Source organism: Bacillus sp. hwrm1, from assembly GCF_040207805.1.
GTDB classification, from domain to species: domain Bacteria; phylum Bacillota; class Bacilli; order Bacillales; family Bacillaceae; genus Bacillus; species Bacillus velezensis.
This window is the reverse complement of record NZ_CP157943.1, coordinates 2247788-2273268: the sequence shown is the minus strand read 5'-3', so window position 1 is coordinate 2273268 and position 25481 is coordinate 2247788. Positions and strand designations below refer to the sequence as shown.

Sequence of the window (25481 nt, the reverse complement as noted above, 5' to 3'; positions counted from 1 at the left end):
GTTCATGAACAAGTCTTTATTCAAAACAAAATGACATTTTGGGTTAATGGCGTTAAAGATGAAGATAAGTCTAGTGTCTTTGAAAGAGAAAAGTCTGCAGAAGATACAACGGGCCCATCATCAAACATGATGAGCGGTTGGACTGGATATGTATCAGATTGTTTAGGCGATAAGAATATTAGCCAATGGGCAATCACTGGTTTAGCTATTTTATATGGAACTGCTTGCGAATTGTTGATTTTCGGAATCGTTTTTAAAGAATGGATCACAACGCCTTTTGGATTGTTCGCCTCATTCTTCATAGCGGCAATATTGGCGCAGGCAGGGGAGGAAACTCTCCCGCTTACCAGAGTAAAAATAAAAAATGTTTATCTCAGATTGGTTTTTTTAAAAAGTAAAAACGCCATAAAACTTCTTATGGCGTCTGTCCGAACTAAGGGATGCAATGTTTGGGAGACGAATATAAATCGTCAATGTGCTAGAAAAGGAATGCAGCACCTACAATGATTAACAAAATGAACAGCACAACGATCAATACGAAAGAGCTTCCGCCATAATTTCCACCGTAGTTCCCCATATTATTGCCACCTCCTGTTGTTAGGATAGTACATAATATGCCGGACGATAAAATTCGACATAGATTTAAGTCTAAATAAGAAAAAATGAATGTTATGTCTAAAATGAAGAGCTTCTAAAACAATAAAATAATGGGAGGTTAACTGAAAGAGAGAAATGGATGGGACGGTTTGCTGTTTAAAGAGGAGGGATATGGCTAAACATGCAATAAAACTGTGTATGAAAGTGGTGAGCCATGAAGTTACTTCATCATGCAGAGCCACATACGAAGAGGTACAGGGAAATTATAGTTAACGAAAATATTCATCATTTCCCGGGCAAGCGCAGTATACGACAAATCAAAACAAATCACAAAGGGACGGAAGGTACGATACAAGGAGGCTGCTTGCGGGTTTGTGGTGCAGATAAAGTTTCCGTTTCAAAAAGGTCATATGTTTATTCGAAACTTTACGTTTATTCCTGCAGAATGCTTGTAAAAGAAAGTCGGCAAAACTGCCGACTTTCCTAACGGAATTTAGATCTCAACAGATCTAAAGAAGCCATCGACACTATCACCGGTGCCGCTATCATATTTCAGGATGTATTCTCCTTTTTGGTTAACGCTGAATTCTTGAATGAACGTTTTCCCCGCATTTAATGTCGTAGAGGATATAAGGAAGAAGCTTCCTGATTGAGCGAGGGTATAACGATGCCGGGGCGGCTGCGGATCAACTGAAACGAAGTATATTCCCAGGCAAGGAGTATTTCTTTAACCTGAAACTTTTATAAAGCATTAACGTATTACTTTATAAAGGTAAATAAGGAGGCTTATGAATGGGATTAAAAAATTTCTTTAATACTGAGTTAAAATGCTCTATCTGCGGAAAAACATTAAAATCAGGGGATGAGATAACAGCTTCTCTTACACTTCCGAGTGAGAAGAAGATGCCTGTGGGGAGAATGGATAAAGTGTTAAGCAAACACTCTGATAAGGTCTGCTGTAAAAAGTGCAGTGAGTAGGTTTTTAGTGTTATGAGGAACCTCTGGCGGGTTTCCTCATAACAAATATCAACCAATTAAATTAGAAAAAAGCGAAATTGTGATGATTAAAGTAGATAAAGAACTGAGGGATACCAAAGAAATCATTTTTCGTTTACTTTGCTTTTTTGAAGGTTTGTTTAGCTCGTGGATCACTGCACCCCATAAAAGCATGGATGCTAAAATGATAAGACTCATATGTAACAACACTCCTTTGTTTCTATAAATTTTACCATAAATATCACAAGGATGTCGATTGAACGAACATCTCTATAAAAAGAAGATGTTTATCTAAAATTGTTGAGAGATTCAGTGAACTATTATGTAGATTAAATTGGGCCTGTGAAGATGAAGCTGTATACATAAGCAAAGGTTCAACAGCCGTTTTATTGAATATCAGATGAATTTGCGGCGTCTTATGAAGAACTGGCTTCACAGTTTGAAGAATGGATGAATAGCCAAACAGATGTAGAACAAAAAAATGAACTTAAATAACCCTTGGTTAGGTTACAGAGAAACTGCTTACTCAGAAATTTTATTCCATGTTGCCAATCACGGAACTTATCATCGGGGCAGCATAACAACTATGTTAAGACAGCAGGGCTACGCTTCGGCAATGAATGACCTTGCATTATATTGGTATCAGGATTAGTTCAGAGAGTACTTGCAAAATGCATAACCGCCGAATGATCTGTAGAGCTTCTTTTCTGAACTAAATGACAAAGTCTCATTCAGTTTGGGTGGGGCGCCGAGCAAGAATCGAGATCAAAGGCTGCCGTATCATTCCCGGCAGCCTTAATGATTAGGAAGTAAAATCGATAACCATGCGGCCGGTCACTTTACCTTGCTCCATTTCTTCAAAAATATCATTCACATCTTCAATCGGGCGTTTTGTCACTTTAGGTACAACTTTACCGTCTGCAGCAAATTGAAAAGCTTCCTTCAGGTCTTCTCTGGTACCTACTAATGAACCTACAACCTGAATTCCATCTAACACGAGACGGGGAATATCTAAATCCATTTTGTCCACCGGTAAACCGACAGCGACTACGCGGGCTCCTGCTTTTACAACATCAATCGCTTGATTGAAAGGGGTTTTAGAGACAGCCGTGATGACCACAGCATCAAGCCCTAAATCGTTAGTCACTTCTTTTGCTTTAGCGACGGGGTCTTCGTTTAAACTGTTTACAACCGCGTCAGCGCCTAAGCTCTTAGCAAAATTCAATTTTTCGTCGCTAATGTCGAACGCAATCACTTTAGCGTTAAAGACATTTTTTGCATATTGAACAGCCAAGTTGCCTAAACCGCCGACTCCAAATACACCGATCCATTGACCTGGCTTAATTTCACTGACTTTAACGGCTTTATAAGTTGTTACACCTGCACAAGTAATGCTGCTTGCTGCTGCAGGATCTAAATTTTCCGGCACCTTTATTGCATAATCAACCGCTACGATTGCTTCTTCAGCCATTGCGCCGTCAACTGTATAGCCGGCATTTTTTACATCGCGGCACAAGGTTTCACGGCCAGTTAGGCAATATTCACAGCAGCCGCAGCTTTCAAACATCCAGGCAATAGAGACGCGGTCGCCCTTTTTCAAACTTGTTACACCTTCACCGATCTCAGTTACAATGCCTATTCCCTCATGACCTAGAGTGACGCCAGTAACATCCCCGAAATCAGCATTTTTAACATGCAAGTCAGTATGACATACACCACAGTATTCCATCTTAACTTTGGCTTCACCATGTCGTAAAGGACGTAATTCTTTTTGTACGATCGCTATACTTTTGTCTTTTGTTGCTACTACTGCTTTCAAATCATGCACCCCTTTCGAACATTAGCAGAAAATTTTTACTTATCTTACAATTTAGCACACTGCTCTCCTTTTGAAAACCCTTACATTTTTTTGCGGACAAGTGTCTCTACAAAAGTTGAGGGAGCTATGCATTTGTCATCCGAATGGTGTTTAAATGGGGGGGGTAGTCTCCAAATGCACAGAATGCTTTGAATTTGTGGTCGTAATCTTTCTGCCGATATTTGAATTGCACTGCAGAGAATTACACTGGCAGGATATGATTTTCCCCTTAGTGAAAAGAATTTCACGGGTAATCATTTGAACTTGAGCGCGGCTGATAAGGTGAATGGTGATGCAAACAGAAATCATTACTTATTGATCACAAAAGGAGCCGGCTGCGGAGATGTGTGGATTAAAGGCTTTTACGGATTCGAACACGATGAGCCGGATGCAGATTGGTGAGCGATACACAGTCAAGGTATTTCCTTGACCTTTTTTAATGGCAATAAAATTTCTGGATATTAAGATAGTGAATTGATGATCTGCCAAAAAAACATAGATCTTTTAAAGTGATGGATATATACTGATTTTAAACAATAGGAAAAAAATGAAAAATGTATTTTTATAAAAAGCAGGTGAACTATATGGAAGCAGCGTCTTGGAGCAAAAGTCAAAGCTATACTTACACATTGGCTTTTTCAAGTTTGTCGTATGGTTTGATCTTCGGGCTATATATGTTTGTATACTCGGGTTTTGTGCCATTTGCATTGGTTACTGTAGTTATCATTGCTTTTTATGCATTTATTACTTACTTTTTGTTTGCTGTTCCTGTGCAACTATGGCTAAGAAAGAAGCCTAAAAAGTTTAGTTTGGTTCATCTTTTCATTTATACAGCAGTCGCTTTTTTAGCCGTGTTCTTGTTCTGGCACATAGATAATCCGTCAATTGATTTCACAGTTTTCAGAAGTTTCATTTATTACATAATGAGCATTGTTGCTGCGTTCATATATTGGTTCTGGGACTCTATATTTCTGAGAAATTACAATGTTCACTGCAAGTAAAGCTGATGTTTCCAAAAGAAAGCGGGTGAGGAAAAATGGAATACATTGAGTTGACTAGGGACAATATTAATGACAATCATATTTGCTGTGCATTAGGTGCGAAACAATATGAGGATGCGGTAAATGAAAAGAAGAGCTGGCTCAAAGATCGGATGATTGATGGCTTGGTGTTCTATCGCCTAAACGAACGGGCAAAAGTTTTTATTGAATATTTACCTGCAGAAGAAGCGTGGGTTCCGGTAAGCGCACCTCATTTTATGTTTATTAATTGTCTTTGGGTCTCAGGTAAATATAAGAATAACGGACATGCGAAACACTTGTTAGAAAAATGTGTGTCAGATGCAAAATCCCGCGGTATGGATGGGATAGTTCATATAGTGGGGAAGAAAAAACTCCCTTATTTAAGTGATAAGCATTTCTTTGAACATATGGGATTTGCTGTGCAAGATGAAGCAGAACCCTATTTTCAGTTGATGTCACTGACGTGGAATAAACATGCATATCCTCCTGTATTTAAAAAACAGGTGAAAAGTAATTCCGTTAATAATGAGGGAATCACAATATTTTATACAGCCCAATGCCCATTTGCAGTCGGATTGTTAAAGGATTTAAAGGAACTGACTGAAAAGAAAGGACTTCATTTTCAGGCCCGGCGAATAACGTCAAAAGATATGGCGCAAAAATCCCCGGCAGTTTGGACGACTTTCAGCGTGTTTTATAACGGGACATTTCTCACTCATGAGATGATGAGCGTGAATAAGTTTGAAAAAATACTCAATAAGCTTTTAATGGCTTAACTTTGTTTTAATTACTATTGCTCGTTTCTATATTCGATACTGAGGGTTTTTCACGAAAATTGTTCAGTACTTTACATGCGGGCGCCAAATGAATGATTATTGTTTTTGACAAAGATGATAACGTCCATCATTATAGTAAAAATAGATTGAGATAAGTTCTTCAACAAACGAATAAGATCTGTTGAAGAAGTTCTTTTCAAAGATCGATAACAATGAAACAGGAGACTGCAAATGCAAAAAATTGAAACCCTTCGCTTAATTTTAAGAAATTTTACCGAGAGAGATGCGCAAGGTCTGTTGGAATATTCTGCACATCCGAGAGTGAATTGCTTTCTTGATGACAGAATGTCTACGTTAGAAGAAGCTGCCGTAAACGTTCAAAAAAGAAGCCGAGATGACTCTTATATTGCAGTTTGTTTAAAAGACAGTAATGATCTGGTCGGAGAACTATTTTATTTAAAAGAAGAGCCAGATACCTATTCTGTTTGTTGGAATTTCAATGCCCGTTTTGAAGGGAAGGGATACGCAAGTGAAAGTGCGAAGGCTTTCTTTGAGTATCTCTTTATGCAAAAAGAAGCAAGAAGGCTTTATGCATATGTTGAAGATGATAACTGCAGGTCACAAAAATTATGTGAAAGATTAGGAATGCGTAAAGAAGGTTATTTTCTTGAATTTATTTCATTTACTGCACACGAGGATGGAACACCTAAATATGAAAACACTTACCAATACGCATTGCTAAAGAAAGAATGGTTAAAACAAAAACATAGTTAATAGAATTTGTGGGGAAATAACCTCCCCTTTGTCGAAAAAACCTTGCTGAAAGCAGGTTTTTTTGTATTTAAGTTCATTAGGTTACCGATCATACCAATGGATTATGGAATTGAAAAAAGTACTTAGATTAGTAACGATCAAAAAGATTAAGCTTGAAGGTTGGGGAAAACATGAAATTCATTATAGCAACGTTGTAAAATTGGAGAGAGGATGAATGGGATGGACATTTTGCAGTTTAGCGACAGAAGGAGCGGGAAGTAATTCGAATCAGCAATGTTCAATTCATTTTGATGAATTTAAAGATGCGCTCGAGAATGGAAAAGTGGTTGATACTCAAAATGTTAAAAGCTGTTCAGAATGAAATCACCAGTTTGATTATTGGAAATCCAGAATAACTGGTGGACGAGTTGTAACTGAAACTGATAATCAAGTGCTGGATATCATCAAACAAGCATACAATCTTGGAATGGTTGCGAATGATAAATATGCTTTTGAGAAATCAAGCAATTAACGCTTATAAAACATCTATTTAATTTTAAATCGGCGTTTCAGGTGAACTTTATATGATTTCTTTTTTCGTAAACTTATTTAAAAACGAAATAAGAATTAAAATATGCAGACAAAGCGGCGAAGCATATCGCATAAAAGGTGTTATCAGATGTATGACCGTTCCTAAAAATAAAACTTATGAAGAAAGGAACTCTAACTTGAAATCAAATTTAGTTTCGTTTCTATTAGCATTGTCAGGATTTATATTCAGTATTTATATGCAGTCAATGGCTTACTGGAGCAATGACTCTATGCTGTGGTATTGGGTCGGTGCGGTTTTGTCGTATCTATTTGCTGCAGGATCAATGGTTACTCTGATTCTTAACAAAAACAAAGACTCAATTCTAACAATAAGTTGTCTCATTTTAATGATTGTAACCGTTATGCTTATTTTAGTCACAACTTTTTGGACGACTTTTATCATTATTGCATGGCAGTCTGGGATGTGAAGCTAAGGGGAATATGATCTTCTTAGTATTTTTTTTATTCCTGGAATTAGAATCCCTTTTTATTATTCTTTCAAATTAAATGTAACAATTCTAATATTCATACGTTCTAAATGATAAAGGCGGGATGTCATGAAAAAACGTAAAGTCATTAAAAAATTGCTGGTTATTATCACTGTTCTCATAATAGCAGCCGGATTTGCACTGTTTTCTTTAATTTCAGGAGAAAAAGTTAAATATATCGGCTATAGCCAAAGCAAGACGTGGGAAGCGTCAATCGAAAAATCAGGCAAGACCTCTATCGGCCCTAACTATTTCTTGAATTTGTATTACAGAGGTAATAAAGTGAATGAAAAGAACACGGTGATTAAGAGATTAACATTGTTTGTTGACGGCCGGAAATATGGTGAAGATAAAGACTATCATCTTTCAGAATACACCGGAGAGAAATTAGAAGGCGGCGGAACGGGAGAAGACCATATTCAAACGTTTGAATATATGCCGGAACATGAAGTAATCGGTCATGAAATCACTGTTGAAGCAGCATGGAAAACCGATCATGAGTCCTATTCAGAAAAATTCAACCTGAAAAGAACGCATTGGTATGACTGAAAGAATAAAAAGAGGGCGGTATAACCCTCTTTTTGACCAGAGCCTTTATTTTTGACTGTTTTTCCTCGATGTGCTGAAGTCGATAAAAGAGGCATTGGAGCCGATAAAATTACTTACTAAGACATACATAAAGAAACCATTGACAGCTCCCTGCCGGCATCCGTAAAAAAGAATGGATAATGAGATAAGCAATACAGCCGTAAGCAAGTCTGCAGCCAGACCTATTTTACGGTGAGACCGGAAATATTCTCTCAATCTTCTGATGTTGTTCAAAGCGGACACCTCTTGATGCTTATGTATAAGAAAATAATACCATTGAAATATATGTAATATCAATGAATAGGGTTGGAAACGGAGGGGTTCAAAGTTGGGGCGATCTTGTGTAAAAGAAAGGATCAGGATGAATGTGACCAGCATCCACCCTGATCAATGGGGTTCACAGTGTTCCATTTCATTGTATTCCAATCGGAATAATATTACAAGGGTGAAAAAGACATAAGCGGAATGTTTTCGGCTTCTTCTGCCTCTGGAGCGGGAAAAGGAAAGTGAGATGTTTGAATGAAAATAAATGATTATCTGAAGGAAAGGTTTCCGACTTTAAAATTAGTGCCCGGCATTTATCATCAATGGGACGTGGGAATTCATTTTTCTCTCGGCGGCAATATGTATCAATTTAATGAAAGCGGTGCTTTGAATCTTGAGTATTTTCAGCTTGTTCATCATCAAACCGCCGCATTTTTCAATGAGATGTTTGAACATAGCGATGACATGTTCCTTGTTGCCAACGTGTATAAGCACAAAACTCAAGGTAATCACGCGAGAAAATTAAAGGTTTATCAGCCGTTTCTGAAGTGTAAGGATGACTTATATCGGATTCAAGTGAAGACCTGTCCATGCCCGGTCGAAGAAGAATATGAAATGCAGCAGTTTTCTTTATTATGTAAACGGAAAGATCTGCGTATCCCCCAATTACTTAAGGCAGCCGTCCACGAAGATTTTCCGCTGAAGCCAAGGTTCGGGGGCTGTTCCGTTGGGTATCCCGATGTTTTCTTTGTGAATATGACAAAAGATATTATTTTCTTTCTGTATGATGACAGAGGGTGTGAAGTCATTGCTCTTGATGCCGGAAGAATACGAAAGCTTTATGATCAATATTACGATTGGATTGAATTGGACTGAAAATGAACACATGAATTCGAATCCGCTTGTGCCGGCTTTGTTCTTGCCTAGTCCGGCTGCATGAGTATAATGAGCAGAATTGAAGGACGCCAGAAACTTTTTTTCTCTCATACCGACCTTCTGCATGTTAAGCTTCTGTATTTATTTTGAACGAATTCCTATTTGTAAAACGGCTGAATAGAATAACATAAAAGCTTTTTTACTCAGTGCAGGAGGAGAGAAATGTGAGGGCTGAACACCGTGATTGTATGGAAATTGGAATTTATTCATTTGCAGAATTATATCCCGATCCTCTGACAGGGAAAACAGTCAGCGCAAAGCAGCGGATAGATGAATTGATGAAGCTGGCGAAACTGGCTGACGACGCAGGGCTTGATGTATTCGGTGTAGGCGAGCATCATCGTCTTGATTATGCGGTATCTTCGCCGCCGGCCATCTTATCAGCGATTTCACAGATCACTGAAAATATTAAGCTGACCAGTGCCACGACTGTATTATCCACCGCAGATCCCGTCCGTTTATTTGAGGATTTTGCAACGCTTGATCTGATTTCAGACGGCCGGGCGGAAATCATTGCGGGACGGGGCGCATTTTTAGACTCGTTTCCTCTTTTCGGTTATGACGTAGGCCATTATAAAGAACTGTTTGAAGAACACATTGACCTTTTTTTAAAATTAAATTCCGGGGAAGAATCGGTTACCTGGAAAGGACGTTACCGGCCGCCGCTGCGCGAGGCAGAAATTTCTCCTCGGCCTTTTCGCGGAAGCATTCCGCTATGGTTAGGTGTTTCGGGGACTCCGGAAAGCGCAGAACGGGCCGGGCGTGCAGGTGCGGGGTTGGCATTAGCTGTACTGAGCGGTGATCCGATGTCATCTAAGCCGCTTGTTGACAAATACCGGGAAGCGGCTTCTAAAGCCGGTCATCCTCCGGAAAATGTGAAGGTTGCCGTAACCGGACATATGTTCATTTCAAAAACGAATGAACAGGCAATACAAGAATTTTATCCGTATCATTCAAATTACTGGTCTCACGTTCATTCATATCACGGGATCGATGAGCCTTTAACGAAGGAAGATTTTGAGCGGGCGTCCGGAAAAGAAACAGCTTTATTTGTGGGAAGCTCACAGCAGATCATTGAAAAAATCATGCATCAATACGAGTTATTCGGACATCAGCGATTTCTCGCGCAAATCGATATAGGAGGTATGCCGTTTAAAAAAGCCGCGGAAAACATCGAACGATTAGCAGCGGAAGTAGCACCGGTTATCCGAAAAGAAACCGGCAAATCCAGCGAATGAAGTTCTGAGCAAAAGGGGCGGGCCGGTCAATCGCGGATTCGACAACAGAATCGGCCCGGCTTTTTCTTTATGATTATAAAAAACAAAGGGAAAAGCGCCAACCTCATTGCTTTTTCCTATCAAGAAAAGGAAGGTCATTTCATCCTCTATCGTGAAGTGTATACACTGAAAGGTTTTTATTAACAAAAGAGGGAGGATGATGCAGTAATGAAGGGTTTAGTCAAAGCTGCAGTTTTAACTGTTACTCTTGGTATTGGAGGCGCTTTCTATTCAAGTGGTGCATCTGCGCACGGGTATATAAAAGAGCCCGTCAGCAGAGCGTACATGGGAGCATTAGAGAAACAAACATTGGGCTGGACGGCCGCTGCGCAAAAATATGGCTCTGTCATTGATAATCCTCAGTCTGTAGAAGGGCCGAAAGGATTTCCGGCTGCTGGTCCGCCGGATGGAAGAATTGCGTCTGCAAATGGGGGATCGGGACAAATTGACTTCGGTTTAGACAAGCAGACTGCAGATTATTGGGTAAAACAAAACATCCGCGGCGGTTTTAACACCTTTACTTGGTACTACACGGCCCCTCATGCGACATCAAAGTGGCACTATTATATCACCAAGAAAAACTGGAATCCGAATAAACCTTTGTCAAGAGATGAATTCGAATTAATCGGAACGGTAAACCACGACGGTTCCAAGGCAGATACGAATCTGACTCATAAGATTTTTGTGCCGACTGATCGAAGCGGGTATCATGTCATTTTAGGGGTATGGGACGTTGCGGATACTTCCAATGCCTTCTATAACGTCATCGATGTAAACCTTACACAATAATCTATGAATTACTGATCGGCTGCATGTTGATACATCGGCCGATCTTTTTAGTTTTAATGTGTGAATGAAAAGGGGAAAAACAGCAGAGCGCCATAAACATTTCATTTATGGCGCCGTACGATCATGGAGGTGCTGCTGACATGGATGCGGAGGTAAGAGGATTCTTAATAACCGCCGAGGAAAGAAGCCCCAACGATGATTAATAAAATGAATAGCACCACGATTAACGCAAAGGAGCTACCATAACCACCTGAGAATCCCATATAATCTCACCTCCTAAAGAGGATTAATACATATTATGCCGAAATGAAAAGTTTGATAGGGATGCTAGTTTACTTTTTGAAAAAAGTTTTTTTAGTCTATATTTCCTTTACATGACCATCCGTTAAAATGAGTAAAAGGAGGCATCGTACTGCTTCCTGTAATAGAAACGGGTAGGCTCATACATTGAGAAGTTGCGAAGAGGATGCGCAGCTGGCTTGTTTTTTAAAAAATGAAAATGTAACACGCTATTAGGATTGGAACCTTTTGATTCAACGGAACAGGCTGAAGAAATGATTGGTTGGTTTCAAGAGCAGTATCATGAAAAAAGGGAATGTGATGGGGAATCGAGAAAAAAGATGCGAAGGGCATAATCGGAACCATGTATCAAAACGGATTGCCTGATGATACACGCGTATACTCCATTCCGAATGGGAACGTTAACGATCTAAATAGAAGAACTTCAAGTGTTCTGCGGTAAATAAAAAAAGCCGATGAAGGCTTAACATGGATTAGACGCTGTAAAGCATTTTTTTGCTGTGCTTTCTGCAGACGGAGTTTGATTGTAAGAAACGATTCCGATAATCACTAACAAGATGATGAACATCAATATGCTCCACAACACTATTTTTAAAGACTTTGACATGGTATACCCTCACTTTGAAAGACTTTACCGGGGCTGCGATCGGAGCCCGCACTTCAAGTATAGTCGTTATAACGGTGAAAAATGTGCAGTCCAGTTAAAAAAAACTTGCGGGCGCTGCCGCAAGTTTTCTCCGTATTAAGGTCTGTGGAATTCAATATGCTGATTATCACGATCGAACCACCCTCTGAATGCCCAATTGATCCAGCCCCCGTCTCCTTTGTTATCGAAGGACCCGTCTTCGAAGACCCAGATTCCGTAAGTAATACCGTCATAAACGGCTGATCCGTAAAACTGAACGCCGTTAAAGCGGTCTTCATATTCTTGATTTAAATTGAACCCCTTGACGTTGTACTTCTGTCCTGATGCGTAAAATGTTGTTTCCATGACATTTTTTACCCAGCCGGTTCGGTTTTGATCTGACTTAACCGCTTCAGCAATGCGATCTGAAATTCCGAGAACATCTACGTTTACGTTCAGCCCGGCATCAACACCTGCTGCTTTTACGTTTTGGTCTGCTGTTTAGGATAATTTACTTTCTAATGGATTTGCAAGGGGTGAAACGTGAGGCGCGTTTGCGTGTTCAGACTGACTGGCTGCTGAGGCACTGGCTGTGAAAGGAATTGTTAGAGATAAAGCTAAGCATGATCCGACTATCGTTCTGGCGATTTTCATGGCTATGACCTCCTGAGGAAATTTTTAAAAATTGTTGCAAATGTTATCGCAGAAAAATTGCCCAAGCAAAGAGTAGATTTTCTCAAAAGTCATGTCATTCTATTTGTGTTGTTTTCTGTAAATGAAATACTTTTCATTAGGCGAAAAGGGAAGAAAATAATAGAGTCTTTTTATGTATTGTGATAGGATGACCGGATTTTAAGTGAAAATAGCCCGGAGAAACGCCATAATAAGAAAAACACCCGGAGTTTACCGGGTGTAAAAAGTGTTGATATGTCAAGTTAGCAGCATTTTTTACATTTTTTGCATTTTCTTTTATAAACAACGATGTAATCATAATCAAGATGCTTTTTATCTTGTTTCTTCTTTTTTTGTTTAGGCTGTTTTGGGTGGTGGTGATCATAATGTCCGTTCATATCCATATCCATATCCATTCCCATACCCATATCCATACTCATATTCCTCCTTTTTTCATCTGACGGTAGTATTCTATGACAGAAAGCATGGATGGCTTGGACAAATGAAACGGTATGCTGAAAAAGAGGCATCTCATTCGGTATAAAAAACAGGATCATACCCGCCCGATAGAAAAGAGAGGAGATGATCCTGATATTGAGACCCTATTTGATAACCGCAATTGCAATGCCGTACCCTTTTTCAGAACTGTATAAGGCTGTCAGTTTCAATACCTTCCAGCCTTCCGCGGCTTTAGTCCCGATTCCGTTATGAGCCGTGATATAATCTCCCGGGCTGACCGTACTGTCGACCCGTACGTAATGCCGGCCGTTGAGTCCGACAATGTGCCATTCGTCTCTGGCCGCGCGTGCTTCATAGTCAGCTTCAAGAGCCGGACTGCAGTCTGGGTTTTGTTTCGGCACGCGTACCGTTTCTCCTGTTTCCTCGTCAGTCACATTTTCGTAAATGAAACCGCCGAACTCGTTTGTCAAAAAGCGGCTTTGCCATCCGAAGCTTGCGGCTCCTGAGATAAAAGCGGCTGTTTCTGAAATGACGCCGAGCATGTAATCTCCGACGTGAGCCGATTCAATTTTTTCGCCTTTCACTGTGACGATCGTCCCGGCGGGAATTGTCTGGCCGGTTACACTTTCAAAATATTCTCCGTACCCTGACAGGGAAGAGGTGACAGCTCCGGCGAACGTACCGTGACCGCCAGCTGAATCAAGTTTCCATTTGATGGACTGATGCCCTCCGGCAACCGTGTATGGTTCTTCCAATGTAATGCTTTCTGATGACAGAATCGTTCTGGAGACTTTGCTGCCCGTAATATGGACATTGTTTGAAGCGGCGATAAATGCCCTTGAACCTTCAGAACTTGAACCTCCGGAAGAGCTGATGATCGCATTTCTGTCACCTCTGGCCGTAATATCGCCTGTTCCCGCAATAACGGCGCTTGTCGGGTTGAATGCAAAACCGGAGCTGGTCGCGAGCTGTGCGCCTCCCTTTAAATTGACGGGGATCTGCTCATAAGTCTGTCCTTTTATAGATGCGGCCGCGCTGTAACCTTCCGCTTGCACCCCGAGAATGACGGCCTGACTGTTAGGGGACGTAATTCCGACGGAACCGCCATCTCCGATCATCGTACCGTTCATAATATTTACGTTATATTGGCCTCCGCCGATTGAGATGCCTTTAGGAGATGACTTGTATATATCAAAATTTAAAATTTTAACATAATCGGTTTTATTTGATCCGCCGGATATATTGATGTCAACACCGGCTTGTGTAAAGCCGCGTATTTTAATGCCGTTGATCGTAATATTTTGACTGCGGTATTGAAGAGCCACGACTGGATTCCCGCCATAGTCGTATGAGGGATCACCAATAGCTGTGAATCCGTTTACATTAACGTTTTTATAAGCAGAGATGACCAGCGCCCTCGGGGTCACACCGTCATAGAGAGCATTGAACACCGGTTCAATCGCGGTGCAATCGGTTAAAGTAACATCATAAGCCGTCGTGCTTTCGGGGTCTGAGGCCTGATGATGGCCGATATGACGAATATCAAATGAACGTACATCACGATACGAAACATGACCGATAATATGAACATTTTGAGAAGCCGGCCACAGGCTGTGCGCCTTTACCTCAATCCCGCGGATATTTCCGCTCGTATAGTTATTTAAAAGCCATACATGTTTAGAGCCGTCGTCAATTTCAATGCCGTTCGAGTTTGCGCTGCCCTCAGCATGCTCTGTGCCGCGGGGGTTTCCGGAATGGCAGTTGGAAATGAAAATATACTCGCTGTAATGGGTGGTAATGCCGTCGTCTCCGGCGCCGTATGCCACACAGTTATCAATCCATATATATCGGCAGCCGTCTTTCGTCCATTCTGTTTCAGGCAAATGATCGTAAGTCGGAGATGTAATATCAATACCATGGAGACCCGCGTTAACCGTTTCAACATTCTTAATCCAGCCGTATTGCACATTAGCAAACGTTAAACAGCTGGAAAACTGTCCTCCGGGGTTCCTGACCCCGCATTGACGATCAGGATTCCAGTCTAAAGTCATGTTTTCCACAAAAATATTACGGTTTCCATTTTCGTAATCATCGTTAGTAATGACCCATTCGAATGCGGGAGTGTCCTCATGAAGCTTAAGCACGGTAATCCCTTGTCCCTCACCGGAAATGGTAGTCCATGAGGGGAGTTTTATCCCTTGAACCAAAAATTCTCCTGCGGGAACATTTACTTTGACCCGGCCGTTCCCGATCGCTCTCCGAAAAGCTTCCGTATTGTCCCGGCCGTCAGGGACCGCTCCGTAGTCCTCCACATTCACTTCCCGGGTGATTTTATTCATAAGCATTTCGTATTCGGTATCAAGCCGTTCTTTTAAAAGTGAGGTGACCATTCCTTCCGCCGTCACCCGGGCATCTGCGATCTCAAGATTATCATCCGTTGCGGAATGCTTAATAAAATTCTGCATCCTTGCTTTGAGATGCTCCAATTCAGAGGGCTGTGCAGGGCGAGACTGCAATGGGGCGTTTAAAGACGGATCAGGAAAGTTTTTAAATTGAACCATTCTAAAGACACCTCTTTCTTTTGATATAAGCGCCTGAGGCAGGGGACAGAAAAGAGTCGTGCGCCCTTTAAGCGCTTATTCTTCAAATTCTTTATTCAGAACGAAATTCCTTTTGAAACCAAGGTGAAATTTTAAAAAAGCTCTGTTGAAAGAACGGATATAAAGCTTTGTATTATTGTAATTGAAGCTGTCATGTGAAAATGGAGGAAAAACTGATAGGAGGGGCCCTCATTTTAGGTTTATTCTCATTGGCTTCGCAGTGCTTCCTCTTCGGCTGCATATACACCAAAATCAACATTTTTATCAGTTAAATGGTATAATGGGGCACGGATTGGTCATCAATACGACTGAAATAGGGAAGCAAAAGGAGCAGCGAAAATGACTTTACAAATCAAAATTAAATATTCAGATGATACGCAAACGAGAATCAGTAAAATTGAACAGGGCGATTGGATTGATTTGCGGGCAGCTGAAGATATAACAATCAAAAAAGGTGAATTCAAACTTATCCCGCTTGGAGTTGCGATGGAACTGCCGGAAGGATATGAGGCCCATGTCGTTCCGCGTTCAAGTACATATAAGCATTTCGGTATCATTCAGACAAATTCAATGGGAGTCATTGATGAATCTTATAAAGGCGACAATGACTTCTGGTTTTTTCCTGCATTCGCGCTTCGGGATACCGACATTTCCAAGGGGGAGCGGATCTGCCAATTCAGAATCATGAAGAAAATGCCTGAAGTGGAGCTGATCGAAGTAGACAAGCTCGGGAACAATGACCGCGGCGGACTGGGATCAACAGGTACGAAATAAAACGAAAAAAGACTGCTTAACAGCAGTCTTTTTTTTATGGAAACAGCAGTTACATTCAATTTGTTTCGGGGATTCTTGAATTGGGAAATCATACGTCACGTTCGAATTTGACATCGAAATAACCGGCCGCTCCGTAACCGTCTATGCCGGAGCAAATATTTGAGCCGGACGCCAGCCCAGCTCAGCATATTGATAAAATGATTTCCCTGCAGTCCTCACTCTCCTCCAAAACTGGAGAAGGGTTTCATTTTTATCATTTAAGCCTTCCGTCTCTTTGAACAGAAAGACTTTTTTAGGTTAAAGGATAGAAGTTGTTTTGATGTTTTTATTCTTCAAGATGAACGGAGGTTTTGTCCAACGTATATAATATTGTGACAAAAGTGTAAACAAAAGAAAGGATGATGTTATGGCAAAAAGGGTTAGAAGAATAGACCGTAAAGCAGCTGGCAAAGAGGCAGAGCAGAAGAAACCGTCCAAAGTCACCCTGTTCTGCCGTTCGCTTCAAAGGCTGAAGCATTTGTATTGTAACATAAACATACAAATGCCATCAATAACCAAAAAAGGAATTTTAGTTTTAATTTTACCGTTTTTGCTTCTGCCGTTCTTTCGGGCTGATGCCGCTTCAGATATTTACGGCAGTTTCGAGGAATTAAAGCTGAATGAAAATCCTTCCGATTTTTCCATTTCAACGCGAGAGCATGACCCCTCTGTCCTCATATTAGCTATACACGGCGGAGGCATAGAGCCGGGGACCAGTGAGTTAGCCAGAGAAATTGCTGAAAACCGGAGTTTATATTTATTTGAAGGGTTAAAATCAGCCGGTAATGCGGCTCTGCATTTGACAAGTTCGCATTTCGATGAACCTAAGGCCGTGCAAATGGTGAAAGAGCACTCTCATGTCATTTCATTGCACGGTTACGGCAGTGACGATAAAAAGATAAAAATCGGCGGTACGGACAGAGAACGGGCCGAACTTTTGACCGATGTGCTGAAACGGCACGGGTATCCTGCCGTTCTTCTTGGCATAAATGATAAATATGCAGGCGTCAGTCCGAACAACCTTGCCAATCAATCTTCATCCGGATTGAGTATTCAAATCGAAATGAGCACCGGCTTCAGAAAATCACTATTTGACACTTTTACGCTGAAAAGCAGAGCATCCACACAAAATGGGACCTTTTATCAATTCACAAAAACGATTTCTGATTTTATCAGTGACAATTATTAATAAGCACGCCTATTTTGTCGGCGGGGCTTTTTCTTTTGAAATTTATGAAACTTTAAGTTCTTAAGATCGTATACATAATTGACAGGATGAAAGAAAAGAGGTGGGCAAATGAAAGTGATGATCGGGTCTATCATTCTTCTTGTCATCATCGGATTCGGTTTATGGCTGATGCTTAGTCCAATCTTTAAACAAGTGGGAAGCGGAGCCAAAAAATTCAAAAAGTCATGGGAGGAAGAAGATCAGCATGAGCGAAAATAAGCGCGGAAACACAAAAAAAATTATCGGCGGTGTGATTATAGGTGCAGCCCTTTTAATTGCGGGCGTTACAGCGTCACTATTCATTGAAAAAATACCGAATGGTTATGTCGGGGTTGTATACTCACCGAATGGCGGGGTAAAATCCGACACATTGGACCAAGGCTGGCACTTAGTCGGATTATTTAATAAAGTAACGGAATATCCGGTGCGTATGCAGACAGTGAATAATGAAAATATAAAAGTGGCAACCTCAGACGGTAAAAATATAGAAATGGATATCGCTTACAACTATGTCGTGCAGCCTGATAAAGTAGTCGATCTGTTTAACAAATTCGGAGCGGTAGACGTTGAAACGATTGAAAATACATATTTAAAAACAAGGCTGTGGGATGCGGCGCGAAAATCAATCAGCAAATACTCGGTTATTGACACGTACGGGCAAAAATCTGCAGAAGCCGCTGCCGATGTTCAAAAGAGATTTGCTGATGATATGAAGAGTCTTGGATTTTTAATTGATGATCTGACGCTTGGCGTACCGAAGCCGGATAAAGCCACACAGGAAGCTATCGATGCAAGGGTGAAGTCTTCACAGGAACTTGAACGGACACAAACTGAAATTAAAATAGCCGAAGCCGAAGCGAAAAAGAAAAAAATTGAAGCGGAAGGGATCGCTGATTATAACGAAATCATAAAGAAATCAATGTCCGATGAAATGATCAAATATAAATGGATTGAAAAATGGGACGGAAAAACGCCGAAAGCGACAGGCACAGACTCACTGCTGCAGCTGCCGCTGGACGATCAGAAGCAAAAATAAAAAGAGAAGGAGGCGATTGCGCCTCCTTTTTATGTTTTTTCCTGAGGGTCTTTTTCCGGCACTAATTCTTCAGACGCCTCGATTTGATAGCTCCATAGCGTGCTATCCGTCTCTGTTGTGTCCTGATAATCTTCGGGAAGTACATATTGCTGCAAATACCGGTGAAAAAATGCCTCAAAAACAGAAATGCAAAGTGCAGAGATAACCGATGCCGCGGCAGGAGAGACATTAAATCCGCCAATGTTCATAAGGAATATCCATAATATAATGAATGAAATTCCGAAATCAGCTGCAACGGCTGTGAAATTGCTTGTTCTCGGCAGAATCATGCAATCACCCGCAAAATAAGTGATTAAACTTAAGATCACTGTAATAAACAGAACGTTTAAAAAGGTTACTTGGTACATAAGATCCAAAACAATGTACAGTAAAGCAAGTGTGAGCGCCGTTTTAGAAGCGAAAGCAATTACGTGTTTCATTTGAACCACCTTCGTTATTTCGTTTAGTATTCATTGTAAGCAATCCGCAAATTTTTAAACTGGTATATAGTGGTTATAAAGCATACGTTTTAATAAAATGTGAATAGACATCACAGGATTCGCAAGTTAAAATATGTAAAAAGGGGGATGCAAATGAAAAAATACTGGATATGTATTGCTGTTTTTTTATTATGTTTTAGCGGAATACACTCAGCTGAAGCGGCTACCACTGAATTCGGATCAAAAACAAGCTTCACTTTGGAGGGAAATGCAAAAGAGTTTCATATTGAAAATCCGGGGGCTGTAGCTGCCGACGATTACTATTTAGGATATAAGTTCACCATAATGAACAACTCTTCGTGCGGTTTAAGCATGAAACTCCAGCGGATGGCGCTGAACGGGAATTTTTATACATTAAGTTCTAAAAACTACAGCGGCAGCTGGTTAAACCTCAGTGCCCAGGATAAAAAATCAATTGATCCGTATCACAAATACAGAATTCTGGTTGAAAGTTCTTCAAACGTCTGTGGCCCCGTCTATATTAAAGGGTTTTACGGTGTAGAGTATTATCATTTTGATTGAAAATAGATACTCGCTAAAGGCAGCGGGTTTTTTTATATTTAAATATAACTTATTGTACTATGTACTAAATATTCATATATAAATTTTAATGCACCCGTCCAAAAAAAACATAAACAAAAGTAAATTCATCACGCACAAATATACAAAGTTGAAAAAAGAATGAAAAGTTTCTCGAGGGAAACATTATTAGTTGACTTCAAAAGTGTGATGTCGGATAATAAGAATGTAAGTTTTTCCTCCTTAGCAGATTCGTTTCTTAAGCCAGGGCGAATCTGCTTTTTTTTATGCAAAAAAACCCCTTACAGAGGGGTTTTTTACGATAAATGAAGTTTAATAGAATTAATGTACGGCTCTGAATACGCCGATAACTTTCCCCAAAATGCTTACGTTTTGCAGGATAATCGGCTCCATCGTCGGATTTTCCGGCTGCAGCCGCACATAATTGTCTTCTTTATAGAAGCGCTTGACCGTCGCTTCATCATCTTCGGTCATAGCTACGACGATTTCTCCGTTATTGGCCGTGTTCTGCTGTTTGACAATGACGTAATCTTTGTCAAAAATACCGGCGTCAATCATACTTTCTCCCATGATTTCTAACATAAAGACATGTTCGCCCGGAGGAACCATCCGGTCAGGAAGCGGAAAATACTCGTCGATATTTTCAACAGCCGTAATCGGAATACCCGCCGTCACTTTCCCGATGACCGGAACGTTTACGACCTGGCTTTTCGGAATTTGGACTTCTTCTTCATCCAATACCTCAATCGCCCTCGGTTTAGTTGGGTCCCGTCTGATCAGGCCTTTTGTCTCCAGCCGCGCCAAATGGCCGTGCACGGTTGAACTGGAAGCCAGTCCTACTGCTTCTCCTATCTCTCTTACAGAAGGCGGATATCCTTTCGTTTTTACCTCTTCTTTAATAAAACGCAGGATATCAAGCTGCCTTTTTGATAGCTTCGTCATATTTCGCACCTCAAAACGTCGATTTTAAGTAGATTATAGCATGATTTTCCTGACAGTACAAACATAGGTTCGAAAAAAACGATTGACAGAAACGTTTGTTCGTATATACTGAAAGGTATAAAAAGCGAACAAACATTCTTATCGGAGGTTGTTTACATGGCGAAAGAATCTATTATATTTGTCGGACTGTTTACTGCGATTTTAAGTGCCGCTATTTTACTTGTCTCATGTGCGGGAAATGATCAGTCCCTCAGCCAATATGTTAAAATAAAGGTTCAGGACGGCGATACACTCTGGTCACTTGCGGATCATGTAGCAGAAAAGAAACACATTAATAAAGAAGATTTCATTGAATGGGTGACGGAGAATAATCATCTCCAAACTGCTGATATAAAGCCCGGAGACGAACTTATTCTTCCGGTTAAGAAAAAGCATCCGGCCGTATATCAGCTGGCCATTGTCAATTAGAGAGGAAAGAGAGAAATGAAGGCGCTCATTTATGCCCGCGTAAGCACAAACAAAGAACAGCAGCAAACGTCATTAAAAAGACAGGAAGAGGAGCTCAGTGAGATCGCTGCTGCAAACGGCATGGAAGTCGTGAAAGTCATTTCTGAGAAAGCCAGCGGTTACGAAATGGACCGCGACGGAGTATTTGAAATGCTTGATGAAATTAAAAAATCACATATTGACGCGATATTGGTGCAGGACGAAACGAGATTGGGAAGAGGAAACGCCAAGATTGCGCTTTTACATTGCATTTACAGGGAGAACGTAAAAATATATACGACGGCTCATAAAGGTGAACTGGAGCTTTCCGAAGCTGATTCGATGGTACTCGAAATCGTCAGTATTGTTGAGGAATATCAAAGGAAAATTCACAATATGAAAATCCGGCGGGGAATGAAAAGAGCCGTGAAAAACGGCTACAAACCTGAACGGAATCTGAAAAACAGACATGAAAACAGCGGAAAAGAAAAAAAAGAGGTTCCGGTTTCGGAAATTATCAGGCTGAGAGCCAACAAGCTTACCTTTGCAGAAATCGCAGCGACCTTAAGGGGATTCGGCTACGATGTGTCCAAAGCCACGGTTCACCGGCGGTTTCAGGAATATACCGCAGACACAGAAGGCAGCTGACGCGCATCAGTTGTAAAAAAGACTGCGTTTTAGTAGTATATAATCAACACGCGCCAAAGGAGCTTATTATGATTTCTAAAGAAAAAATCGCAAGAATTAATGAATTGGCTCAAAAAGCTAAATCAAACACGATAACGGATGAGGAAAAAGCTGAACAGCAAAAGCTTCGCCAGGAGTATTTGAAAGGATTCCGCTCCTCAATGAAAAATACGTTAAAGAGCGTAAAAGTGATTGATCCGGAAGGCAACGATGTCACCCCTGAAAAATTAAAAAGAGAACAACAGAAAAATAATCTTCATTAAACAGAAAGAATACGGCAATACGTATTCTTTTTTCGTATATACTAATATCAGGATGTGCTTTACGACAATTTTCAACAAGTTTATCTCAAATTTAAGCTGAAAGAGTTGAGAAAAAGTCAGCATCGCTTTATGATGAAAAGGTACAACAATAAGGAAGGGGATTATAATGGATACAATTGAAAAGAAATCAGTTGCCACCATTCGTACACTATCTATAGACGCAATTGAAAAAGCGAATTCCGGACATCCGGGCATGCCGATGGGAGCCGCTCCGATGGCATATACGCTGTGGACGAAATTTATGAATGTAAACCCGCAGAATCCGGGCTGGTTTAACCGCGACCGCTTTGTTTTATCAGCAGGCCACGGTTCAATGCTTTTATACAGCATGCTGCATTTAAGCGGATATGACCTCAGCATTGAAGACTTGAAACAGTTCCGTCAATGGGGAAGCAAAACACCGGGACATCCGGAGTTCGGGCACACAGCCGGAGTAGACGCTACGACCGGGCCGCTTGGGCAGGGTATTGCAATGGCAGTGGGAATGGCAATTGCAGAACGCCATCTGGCTGAGACATATAACCGTGATTCATTCAACGTAGTTGATCATTATACATACAGTATTTGCGGAGACGGCGATTTAATGGAAGGCATTTCTTCCGAAGCCGCTTCTCTTGCAGGCCATCTTGAATTAGGCCGCCTGATCGTATTATACGATTCTAATGACATTTCCTTAGACGGAGATTTAGACCGTTCTTTCTCTGAAAATGTAAAGCAGCGTTTTGAAGCAATGAACTGGGAAGTTCTTTATGTTGAGGATGGAAACAACATCGCTGAATTGACGGCTGCAATTGAAAAAGCGCGCCAGAATGATAAAAAACCGACATTGATCGAAGTGAAAACGACAATCGGTTTCGGTTCTCCAAACCGCGCGGGCACATCCGGCGTTCACGGCGCTCCGTTAGGACAAGAAGAGAGTAAGCTGACAAAAGAAGCGTATGCTTGGACGTTTGAAGAAGATTTTTATGTTCCGGAAGAAGTATACGGGCATTTCAATCAAGCTGTAAAAGAAGCCGGCTCGAAAAAAGAACAGGAATGGAATGAACTGTTCGCGGCTTATAAAGAAAAATACCCTGAGCTTGCTGAACAGCTGTCACTCGGCATGAAAGGCGAGCTTCCTAAAGACTGGGATCAGGAAGTTCCCGTTTATGAAAAAGGCAGCAGCCTTGCTTCCCGCGCATCTTCAGGTGAGGTGCTGAACGGGATCGCCAAGAAAATTCCTTTCTTTGTCGGGGGATCTGCTGACCTTGCGGGTTCAAATAAAACGACAATCAAAAATGGAGGAGACTTCACGGCCAAAGACTACGCCGGGAAAAACTTCTGGTTCGGTGTCCGTGAATTTGCGATGGGCGCTGCATTAAACGGAATGGCGCTTCACGGCGGCCTCCGCGTATTCGGCGGCACATTCTTTGTGTTCTCTGACTATTTAAGACCTGCCATTCGTCTGGCGTCATTGATGGGTCTTCCCGTCACTTATGTATTCACGCATGACAGTATTGCCGTAGGAGAGGACGGGCCGACTCACGAACCGATTGAGCAGCTTGCTTCTTTACGCGCACTTCCTAACCTTTCTGTGATCAGACCTGCTGACGGAAATGAAACCGCAGCTGCATGGAAGGTTGCCGTTCAAAGCCAAGATCATCCGACAGCTCTTGTATTGACACGCCAAAACCTGCCGACGATTGATCAGCAGGCTGAAGAAGCGTATGCGGGCGTGGAAAAAGGGGCTTATATCGTTTCCAAAGCCCAAACGGAATCACCGGCCGCTCTTCTTTTAGCGACAGGTTCTGAAGTCGGACTTGCGATCGAAGCTCAAGCGAAACTGGCTGAAGAAAACATTCACGTATCTGTAGTCAGCATGCCGAGCTGGGACCGCTTTGAAAAACAATCGGCCGAGTACAAAAACAGCGTGCTTCCTCCGAATGTGACGAAACGTCTTGCGATCGAAATGGGTTCAAGCTTCGGATGGGGTAAATTTACCGGTCTTGAAGGAGACGTTCTTGCAATTGACCGTTTCGGTGCTTCAGCTCCGGGAGAAACAATTATGAAAGAATACGGGTTTACTGCAGAAAACGTGGTTGACCGCGTGAAAAAACTTTTAAACAAATAACGAGACAAAAGAGGATGAGTCAAATCATCCTCTTTTTCCTGTTTATGCGACAAAAATAGAAGGGGCGGCGTAACAGTAATAGACAATTCTTTCTTTTCTCCTTTTGTATAATAGAAAGCAATAACGAAGCGCTGTAAAAGGGGATGAGGAAATGGAACGTCATTACTATACGCACCTGATAAAGGATGAGTTTGCGAACCACTACTTCGGGCGGGAAACGGCTATGTTTGAGTTGTTTCGAGACTATCATTGGACAGACCTGACACCCCAGGAATATCAAATGACAGAAAAGCAAGTTCAATATATAACGGAACCGATTCCGGTGATACATATGCATCAGCGTCTCCAGCTGCATTTAAACCGACTGAGTTACAGCCGTTTGGATTCCATTTACCGGCTTACACTGCCCGGAGAAAAGGGTCGCGCCACCTTCATGATGAAAGACAGTTTAATTGAGATTGCGGCTTCGGGAGATTATGAGGCGGAAACGATTTTCTTTGAGATTCTGCGTAAAATCAGCCCCTGTTTTCTTGCAATGGATTTCAAGACACGACGCTACGGGTGGTTAAATCCGGTCAGAGAAAGAAATTTTGTCTAAAAACGAGGAAAAAGAGATGTAAATGTTGTATAATAGCCTTTGGTTTAGTACACTTTAAACTAGACAACATGAAGGAGGAAATAAAATGACTTTATGGGTTGGCATCCTAGTGGGCGTTGTCGCATTGCTCATAGGTGTTGCACTCGGGTTTTTTATTGCTCGTAAATATATGATGAGCTATTTGAAAAAGAATCCGCCTATTAATGAACAAATGTTACGCATGATGATGATGCAAATGGGAATGAAACCTTCTCAAAAGAAAATTAATCAAATGATGAAAGCCATGAATAATCAAGCGAAATAATACGTACAGATTATGATATAGAGATACATGGTTATAAAAATAAAAAACCCGGAGAGGGTTTTTTATTTTGGCGTCATGTTTCACCCCAACTGCCGGTGTGCAGTTCTTTTTGGTATTGTATGAGAAGGTGGTCAAGCTCCTGGCTGAGTTCTATCGTAATGTTTGATGTCATTCCGTTTGTCATGACGATTTTAAGCAGCTCTGCCCGTTTTTTTTCAATTTCATTTAATAGATGCTCTCTAATCACAGGGATATATCCTTTCATACATAAATCTTTCACCTGA

33 protein-coding genes and 3 pseudogenes are annotated in these 25481 nt (G+C 41.2%); 24 read left to right on the top strand and 12 right to left on the bottom strand.

The annotated features are described in order from the left end of the window. Positions 1-30: 30 nt before the first annotated feature. Positions 31-507 carry a hypothetical protein gene (locus ABK447_RS11730; protein ID WP_007410356.1) on the top strand — a complete coding sequence of 159 codons (477 nt, stop codon included), beginning with the start codon at positions 31-33 and terminating at the stop codon, positions 505-507. Here the strand turns inward: ABK447_RS11730 and ABK447_RS11725 are convergent. Beyond that, positions 479-577 carry a YjcZ family sporulation protein gene (locus ABK447_RS11725; protein WP_003154037.1) on the bottom strand — a complete coding sequence of 33 codons (99 nt, stop codon included), beginning with the start codon at positions 575-577 and terminating at the stop codon, positions 479-481. The genes ABK447_RS11730 and ABK447_RS11725 overlap by 29 nt on opposite strands. 812 nt (positions 578-1389) lie before the next feature. Between ABK447_RS11725 and ABK447_RS11720 the strand changes: the two genes are divergently transcribed. Continuing rightward, positions 1390-1575 (top strand): hypothetical protein, encoded by a 186-nt coding sequence (locus tag ABK447_RS11720; RefSeq protein WP_039063147.1) that lies wholly within the window; start codon positions 1390-1392, stop codon positions 1573-1575. 48 nt (positions 1576-1623) lie between these two features. Here ABK447_RS11720 and ABK447_RS11715 read toward each other — a convergent pair whose 3' ends face one another. Next, positions 1624-1791, bottom strand: coding sequence for a hypothetical protein (locus tag ABK447_RS11715; RefSeq protein ID WP_195155831.1), 168 nt, complete (start codon positions 1789-1791; stop codon positions 1624-1626). A 201-nt stretch (positions 1792-1992) separates the two neighbouring features. On the opposite strand from ABK447_RS11715, the pseudogene ABK447_RS11710 reads away from it, so the two are divergent. Then, a pseudogene (locus tag ABK447_RS11710) lies at positions 1993-2245 on the top strand (DinB family protein); the annotation flags it as partial. Between the two features lie 150 nt (positions 2246-2395). Here ABK447_RS11710 and adhP read toward each other — a convergent pair. Beyond that, complete coding sequence (adhP, locus tag ABK447_RS11705) at positions 2396-3412, bottom strand: alcohol dehydrogenase AdhP (protein WP_020955863.1); 1017 nt, start codon at positions 3410-3412, stop codon at positions 2396-2398. Positions 3413-3709: 297 nt separating this feature from the next. Between adhP and ABK447_RS11700 the strand changes: the two genes are divergently transcribed. From ABK447_RS11700 to ABK447_RS11670, 7 genes and pseudogenes are all read left to right on the top strand, one after another. Then, the gene (locus ABK447_RS11700) at positions 3710-3853 is read left to right on the top strand and encodes a hypothetical protein (RefSeq protein WP_007611678.1); all 144 of its coding nucleotides are present in this window, start codon (positions 3710-3712) and stop codon (positions 3851-3853) included. Positions 3854-4035: 182 nt separating this feature from the next. Next, on the top strand, positions 4036-4452 hold the full coding sequence (locus ABK447_RS11695) for a UPF0715 family protein (RefSeq protein ID WP_032866080.1): 417 nt from the start codon (positions 4036-4038) through the stop codon (positions 4450-4452). 35 nt (positions 4453-4487) lie between these two features. Then, entirely contained in the window at positions 4488-5249 is a 762-nt protein-coding gene (locus ABK447_RS11690; protein WP_032866005.1) for an N-acetyltransferase, read from the top strand. A 231-nt stretch (positions 5250-5480) separates the two neighbouring features. Then, the gene (locus tag ABK447_RS11685) at positions 5481-6023 is read left to right on the top strand and encodes a GNAT family N-acetyltransferase (protein WP_046702324.1); all 543 of its coding nucleotides are present in this window, start codon (positions 5481-5483) and stop codon (positions 6021-6023) included. A 214-nt stretch (positions 6024-6237) separates the two neighbouring features. Then, positions 6238-6556: pseudogene (locus tag ABK447_RS11680) on the top strand (hypothetical protein). A gap of 30 nt (positions 6557-6586) precedes the next feature. Then, a complete protein-coding gene (locus tag ABK447_RS11675; RefSeq protein WP_032866003.1) occupies positions 6587-7021 on the top strand; it encodes a DUF3902 family protein in 435 nt (144 codons plus the stop codon). A gap of 129 nt (positions 7022-7150) precedes the next feature. Then, positions 7151-7630, top strand: coding sequence for a DUF4944 domain-containing protein (locus ABK447_RS11670; protein WP_032871562.1), 480 nt, complete (start codon positions 7151-7153; stop codon positions 7628-7630). A gap of 45 nt (positions 7631-7675) precedes the next feature. On the opposite strand, the gene ABK447_RS11665 is transcribed toward ABK447_RS11670, so the two are convergent. Beyond that, complete coding sequence (locus ABK447_RS11665) at positions 7676-7912, bottom strand: hypothetical protein (RefSeq protein WP_228842175.1); 237 nt, start codon at positions 7910-7912, stop codon at positions 7676-7678. Positions 7913-8188: 276 nt separating this feature from the next. Here ABK447_RS11665 and ABK447_RS11660 point away from each other — a divergent pair, with 276 nt between their 5' ends. The 3 genes from ABK447_RS11660 to ABK447_RS11650 all read left to right on the top strand — a co-directional run bounded on the left by ABK447_RS11660 (position 8189) and on the right by ABK447_RS11650 (position 10935). After that, entirely contained in the window at positions 8189-8809 is a 621-nt protein-coding gene (locus ABK447_RS11660) for a DUF3885 domain-containing protein (protein ID WP_046702322.1), read from the top strand. 224 nt (positions 8810-9033) lie between these two features. Continuing rightward, positions 9034-10107: an LLM class flavin-dependent oxidoreductase gene (locus ABK447_RS11655; RefSeq protein WP_012117638.1), complete on the top strand. Its 1074-nt coding sequence runs from the start codon at positions 9034-9036 to the stop codon at positions 10105-10107. Between the two features lie 207 nt (positions 10108-10314). Then, complete coding sequence (locus ABK447_RS11650; RefSeq protein ID WP_015239922.1) at positions 10315-10935, top strand: lytic polysaccharide monooxygenase; 621 nt, start codon at positions 10315-10317, stop codon at positions 10933-10935. Positions 10936-11099: 164 nt separating this feature from the next. Here the strand turns inward: ABK447_RS11650 and ABK447_RS11645 are convergent, their stop codons facing one another. From ABK447_RS11645 to ABK447_RS11625, 5 genes and pseudogenes are all read right to left on the bottom strand, one after another. After that, complete coding sequence (locus ABK447_RS11645; protein ID WP_003154022.1) at positions 11100-11198, bottom strand: YjcZ family sporulation protein; 99 nt, start codon at positions 11196-11198, stop codon at positions 11100-11102. A 779-nt stretch (positions 11199-11977) separates the two neighbouring features. Next, positions 11978-12328, bottom strand: a pseudogene (locus tag ABK447_RS11640) (stress protein); the annotation flags it as partial. A 33-nt stretch (positions 12329-12361) separates the two neighbouring features. Beyond that, positions 12362-12514 (bottom strand): hypothetical protein, encoded by a 153-nt coding sequence (locus ABK447_RS11635; RefSeq protein ID WP_227749522.1) that lies wholly within the window; start codon positions 12512-12514, stop codon positions 12362-12364. 281 nt (positions 12515-12795) lie between these two features. Next, positions 12796-12966 carry a hypothetical protein gene (locus ABK447_RS11630; protein ID WP_164463355.1) on the bottom strand — a complete coding sequence of 57 codons (171 nt, stop codon included), beginning with the start codon at positions 12964-12966 and terminating at the stop codon, positions 12796-12798. Positions 12967-13134: 168 nt separating this feature from the next. Then, positions 13135-15552: a peptidase G2 autoproteolytic cleavage domain-containing protein gene (locus ABK447_RS11625; protein ID WP_007410336.1), complete on the bottom strand. Its 2418-nt coding sequence runs from the start codon at positions 15550-15552 to the stop codon at positions 13135-13137. A 378-nt stretch (positions 15553-15930) separates the two neighbouring features. Between ABK447_RS11625 and ABK447_RS11620 the strand changes: the two genes are divergently transcribed. From ABK447_RS11620 to ABK447_RS11605, 4 genes are all read left to right on the top strand, one after another. Further along, positions 15931-16365 (top strand): dUTP diphosphatase, encoded by a 435-nt coding sequence (locus ABK447_RS11620; protein WP_003154017.1) that lies wholly within the window; start codon positions 15931-15933, stop codon positions 16363-16365. 406 nt (positions 16366-16771) lie between these two features. Next, positions 16772-17593, top strand: a complete 822-nt coding sequence (locus tag ABK447_RS11615) for a poly-gamma-glutamate hydrolase family protein (protein WP_094031734.1) — start codon at positions 16772-16774, stop codon at positions 17591-17593. Between the two features lie 108 nt (positions 17594-17701). After that, positions 17702-17851, top strand: coding sequence for a hypothetical protein (locus tag ABK447_RS11610; RefSeq protein ID WP_007410334.1), 150 nt, complete (start codon positions 17702-17704; stop codon positions 17849-17851). Beyond that, positions 17838-18668: a prohibitin family protein gene (locus tag ABK447_RS11605; protein ID WP_007410333.1), complete on the top strand. Its 831-nt coding sequence runs from the start codon at positions 17838-17840 to the stop codon at positions 18666-18668. The genes ABK447_RS11610 and ABK447_RS11605 overlap by 14 nt, the downstream gene beginning before the upstream one ends. 29 nt (positions 18669-18697) lie before the next feature. Here ABK447_RS11605 and ABK447_RS11600 read toward each other — a convergent pair whose 3' ends face one another. Then, positions 18698-19147, bottom strand: coding sequence for a YndM family protein (locus ABK447_RS11600; protein ID WP_052827479.1), 450 nt, complete (start codon positions 19145-19147; stop codon positions 18698-18700). 153 nt (positions 19148-19300) lie between these two features. Here ABK447_RS11600 and ABK447_RS11595 point away from each other — a divergent pair, with 153 nt between their 5' ends. Beyond that, a complete protein-coding gene (locus ABK447_RS11595) occupies positions 19301-19729 on the top strand; it encodes a hypothetical protein (protein ID WP_094031735.1) in 429 nt (142 codons plus the stop codon). Positions 19730-20068: 339 nt separating this feature from the next. Here the strand turns inward: ABK447_RS11595 and lexA are convergent, their stop codons facing one another. Beyond that, complete coding sequence (lexA, locus tag ABK447_RS11590; protein ID WP_007611720.1) at positions 20069-20689, bottom strand: transcriptional repressor LexA; 621 nt, start codon at positions 20687-20689, stop codon at positions 20069-20071. A gap of 156 nt (positions 20690-20845) precedes the next feature. On the opposite strand from lexA, the gene yneA reads away from it, so the two are divergent. The 6 genes from yneA to ABK447_RS11560 all read left to right on the top strand — a co-directional run bounded on the left by yneA (position 20846) and on the right by ABK447_RS11560 (position 25197). Continuing rightward, entirely contained in the window at positions 20846-21157 is a 312-nt protein-coding gene (gene yneA, locus ABK447_RS11585) for a cell division suppressor protein YneA (protein WP_003154001.1), read from the top strand. A 15-nt stretch (positions 21158-21172) separates the two neighbouring features. Then, entirely contained in the window at positions 21173-21823 is a 651-nt protein-coding gene (locus ABK447_RS11580; RefSeq protein WP_003153998.1) for a recombinase family protein, read from the top strand. A gap of 68 nt (positions 21824-21891) precedes the next feature. Then, positions 21892-22125, top strand: a complete 234-nt coding sequence (locus ABK447_RS11575) for a DUF896 domain-containing protein (RefSeq protein WP_003153997.1) — start codon at positions 21892-21894, stop codon at positions 22123-22125. A gap of 166 nt (positions 22126-22291) precedes the next feature. Further along, positions 22292-24295, top strand: coding sequence for a transketolase (gene tkt, locus ABK447_RS11570; RefSeq protein WP_032865999.1), 2004 nt, complete (start codon positions 22292-22294; stop codon positions 24293-24295). A gap of 151 nt (positions 24296-24446) precedes the next feature. Further along, on the top strand, positions 24447-24893 hold the full coding sequence (sirA, locus tag ABK447_RS11565) for a sporulation inhibitor of replication protein SirA (RefSeq protein WP_094031736.1): 447 nt from the start codon (positions 24447-24449) through the stop codon (positions 24891-24893). Positions 24894-24978: 85 nt separating this feature from the next. After that, positions 24979-25197: a YneF family protein gene (locus ABK447_RS11560; protein ID WP_003153994.1), complete on the top strand. Its 219-nt coding sequence runs from the start codon at positions 24979-24981 to the stop codon at positions 25195-25197. A 73-nt stretch (positions 25198-25270) separates the two neighbouring features. On the opposite strand, the gene ABK447_RS11555 is transcribed toward ABK447_RS11560, so the two are convergent. Then, positions 25271-25444, bottom strand: a complete 174-nt coding sequence (locus ABK447_RS11555) for an aspartyl-phosphate phosphatase Spo0E family protein (RefSeq protein WP_012117647.1) — start codon at positions 25442-25444, stop codon at positions 25271-25273. Between the last annotated feature and the right edge of the window lie 37 nt (positions 25445-25481).

Bases quoted from the DNA above. Each gene is read 5' to 3' on its own strand.
- ABK447_RS11730 (WP_007410356.1), top strand. From the start codon at position 31: ATGACATTTTGGGTTAATGGCGTTAAAGATGAAGATAAGTCTAGTGTC.
- ABK447_RS11725 (WP_003154037.1), bottom strand. From the start codon at position 577: ATGGGGAACTACGGTGGAAATTATGGCGGAAGCTCTTTCGTATTGATC.
- ABK447_RS11720 (WP_039063147.1), top strand. From the start codon at position 1,390: ATGGGATTAAAAAATTTCTTTAATACTGAGTTAAAATGCTCTATCTGC.
- ABK447_RS11715 (WP_195155831.1), bottom strand. From the start codon at position 1,791: ATGAGTCTTATCATTTTAGCATCCATGCTTTTATGGGGTGCAGTGATC.
- ABK447_RS11695 (WP_032866080.1), top strand. From the start codon at position 4,036: ATGGAAGCAGCGTCTTGGAGCAAAAGTCAAAGCTATACTTACACATTG.
- ABK447_RS11690 (WP_032866005.1), top strand. From the start codon at position 4,488: ATGGAATACATTGAGTTGACTAGGGACAATATTAATGACAATCATATT.
- ABK447_RS11685 (WP_046702324.1), top strand. From the start codon at position 5,481: ATGCAAAAAATTGAAACCCTTCGCTTAATTTTAAGAAATTTTACCGAG.
- ABK447_RS11675 (WP_032866003.1), top strand. From the start codon at position 6,587: ATGATTTCTTTTTTCGTAAACTTATTTAAAAACGAAATAAGAATTAAA.
- ABK447_RS11670 (WP_032871562.1), top strand. From the start codon at position 7,151: ATGAAAAAACGTAAAGTCATTAAAAAATTGCTGGTTATTATCACTGTT.
- ABK447_RS11660 (WP_046702322.1), top strand. From the start codon at position 8,189: ATGAAAATAAATGATTATCTGAAGGAAAGGTTTCCGACTTTAAAATTA.
- ABK447_RS11650 (WP_015239922.1), top strand. From the start codon at position 10,315: ATGAAGGGTTTAGTCAAAGCTGCAGTTTTAACTGTTACTCTTGGTATT.
- ABK447_RS11645 (WP_003154022.1), bottom strand. From the start codon at position 11,198: ATGGGATTCTCAGGTGGTTATGGTAGCTCCTTTGCGTTAATCGTGGTG.
- ABK447_RS11635 (WP_227749522.1), bottom strand. From the start codon at position 12,514: ATGAAAATCGCCAGAACGATAGTCGGATCATGCTTAGCTTTATCTCTA.
- ABK447_RS11630 (WP_164463355.1), bottom strand. From the start codon at position 12,966: ATGGATATGGGTATGGGAATGGATATGGATATGGATATGAACGGACAT.
- ABK447_RS11625 (WP_007410336.1), bottom strand. From the start codon at position 15,552: ATGGTTCAATTTAAAAACTTTCCTGATCCGTCTTTAAACGCCCCATTG.
- ABK447_RS11620 (WP_003154017.1), top strand. From the start codon at position 15,931: ATGACTTTACAAATCAAAATTAAATATTCAGATGATACGCAAACGAGA.
- ABK447_RS11615 (WP_094031734.1), top strand. From the start codon at position 16,772: ATGGCAAAAAGGGTTAGAAGAATAGACCGTAAAGCAGCTGGCAAAGAG.
- ABK447_RS11610 (WP_007410334.1), top strand. From the start codon at position 17,702: ATGAAAGTGATGATCGGGTCTATCATTCTTCTTGTCATCATCGGATTC.
- ABK447_RS11605 (WP_007410333.1), top strand. From the start codon at position 17,838: ATGAGCGAAAATAAGCGCGGAAACACAAAAAAAATTATCGGCGGTGTG.
- ABK447_RS11600 (WP_052827479.1), bottom strand. From the start codon at position 19,147: ATGAAACACGTAATTGCTTTCGCTTCTAAAACGGCGCTCACACTTGCT.
- ABK447_RS11595 (WP_094031735.1), top strand. From the start codon at position 19,301: ATGAAAAAATACTGGATATGTATTGCTGTTTTTTTATTATGTTTTAGC.
- lexA (WP_007611720.1), bottom strand. From the start codon at position 20,689: ATGACGAAGCTATCAAAAAGGCAGCTTGATATCCTGCGTTTTATTAAA.
- yneA (WP_003154001.1), top strand. From the start codon at position 20,846: ATGGCGAAAGAATCTATTATATTTGTCGGACTGTTTACTGCGATTTTA.
- ABK447_RS11580 (WP_003153998.1), top strand. From the start codon at position 21,173: ATGAAGGCGCTCATTTATGCCCGCGTAAGCACAAACAAAGAACAGCAG.
- ABK447_RS11575 (WP_003153997.1), top strand. From the start codon at position 21,892: ATGATTTCTAAAGAAAAAATCGCAAGAATTAATGAATTGGCTCAAAAA.
- tkt (WP_032865999.1), top strand. From the start codon at position 22,292: ATGGATACAATTGAAAAGAAATCAGTTGCCACCATTCGTACACTATCT.
- sirA (WP_094031736.1), top strand. From the start codon at position 24,447: ATGGAACGTCATTACTATACGCACCTGATAAAGGATGAGTTTGCGAAC.
- ABK447_RS11560 (WP_003153994.1), top strand. From the start codon at position 24,979: ATGACTTTATGGGTTGGCATCCTAGTGGGCGTTGTCGCATTGCTCATA.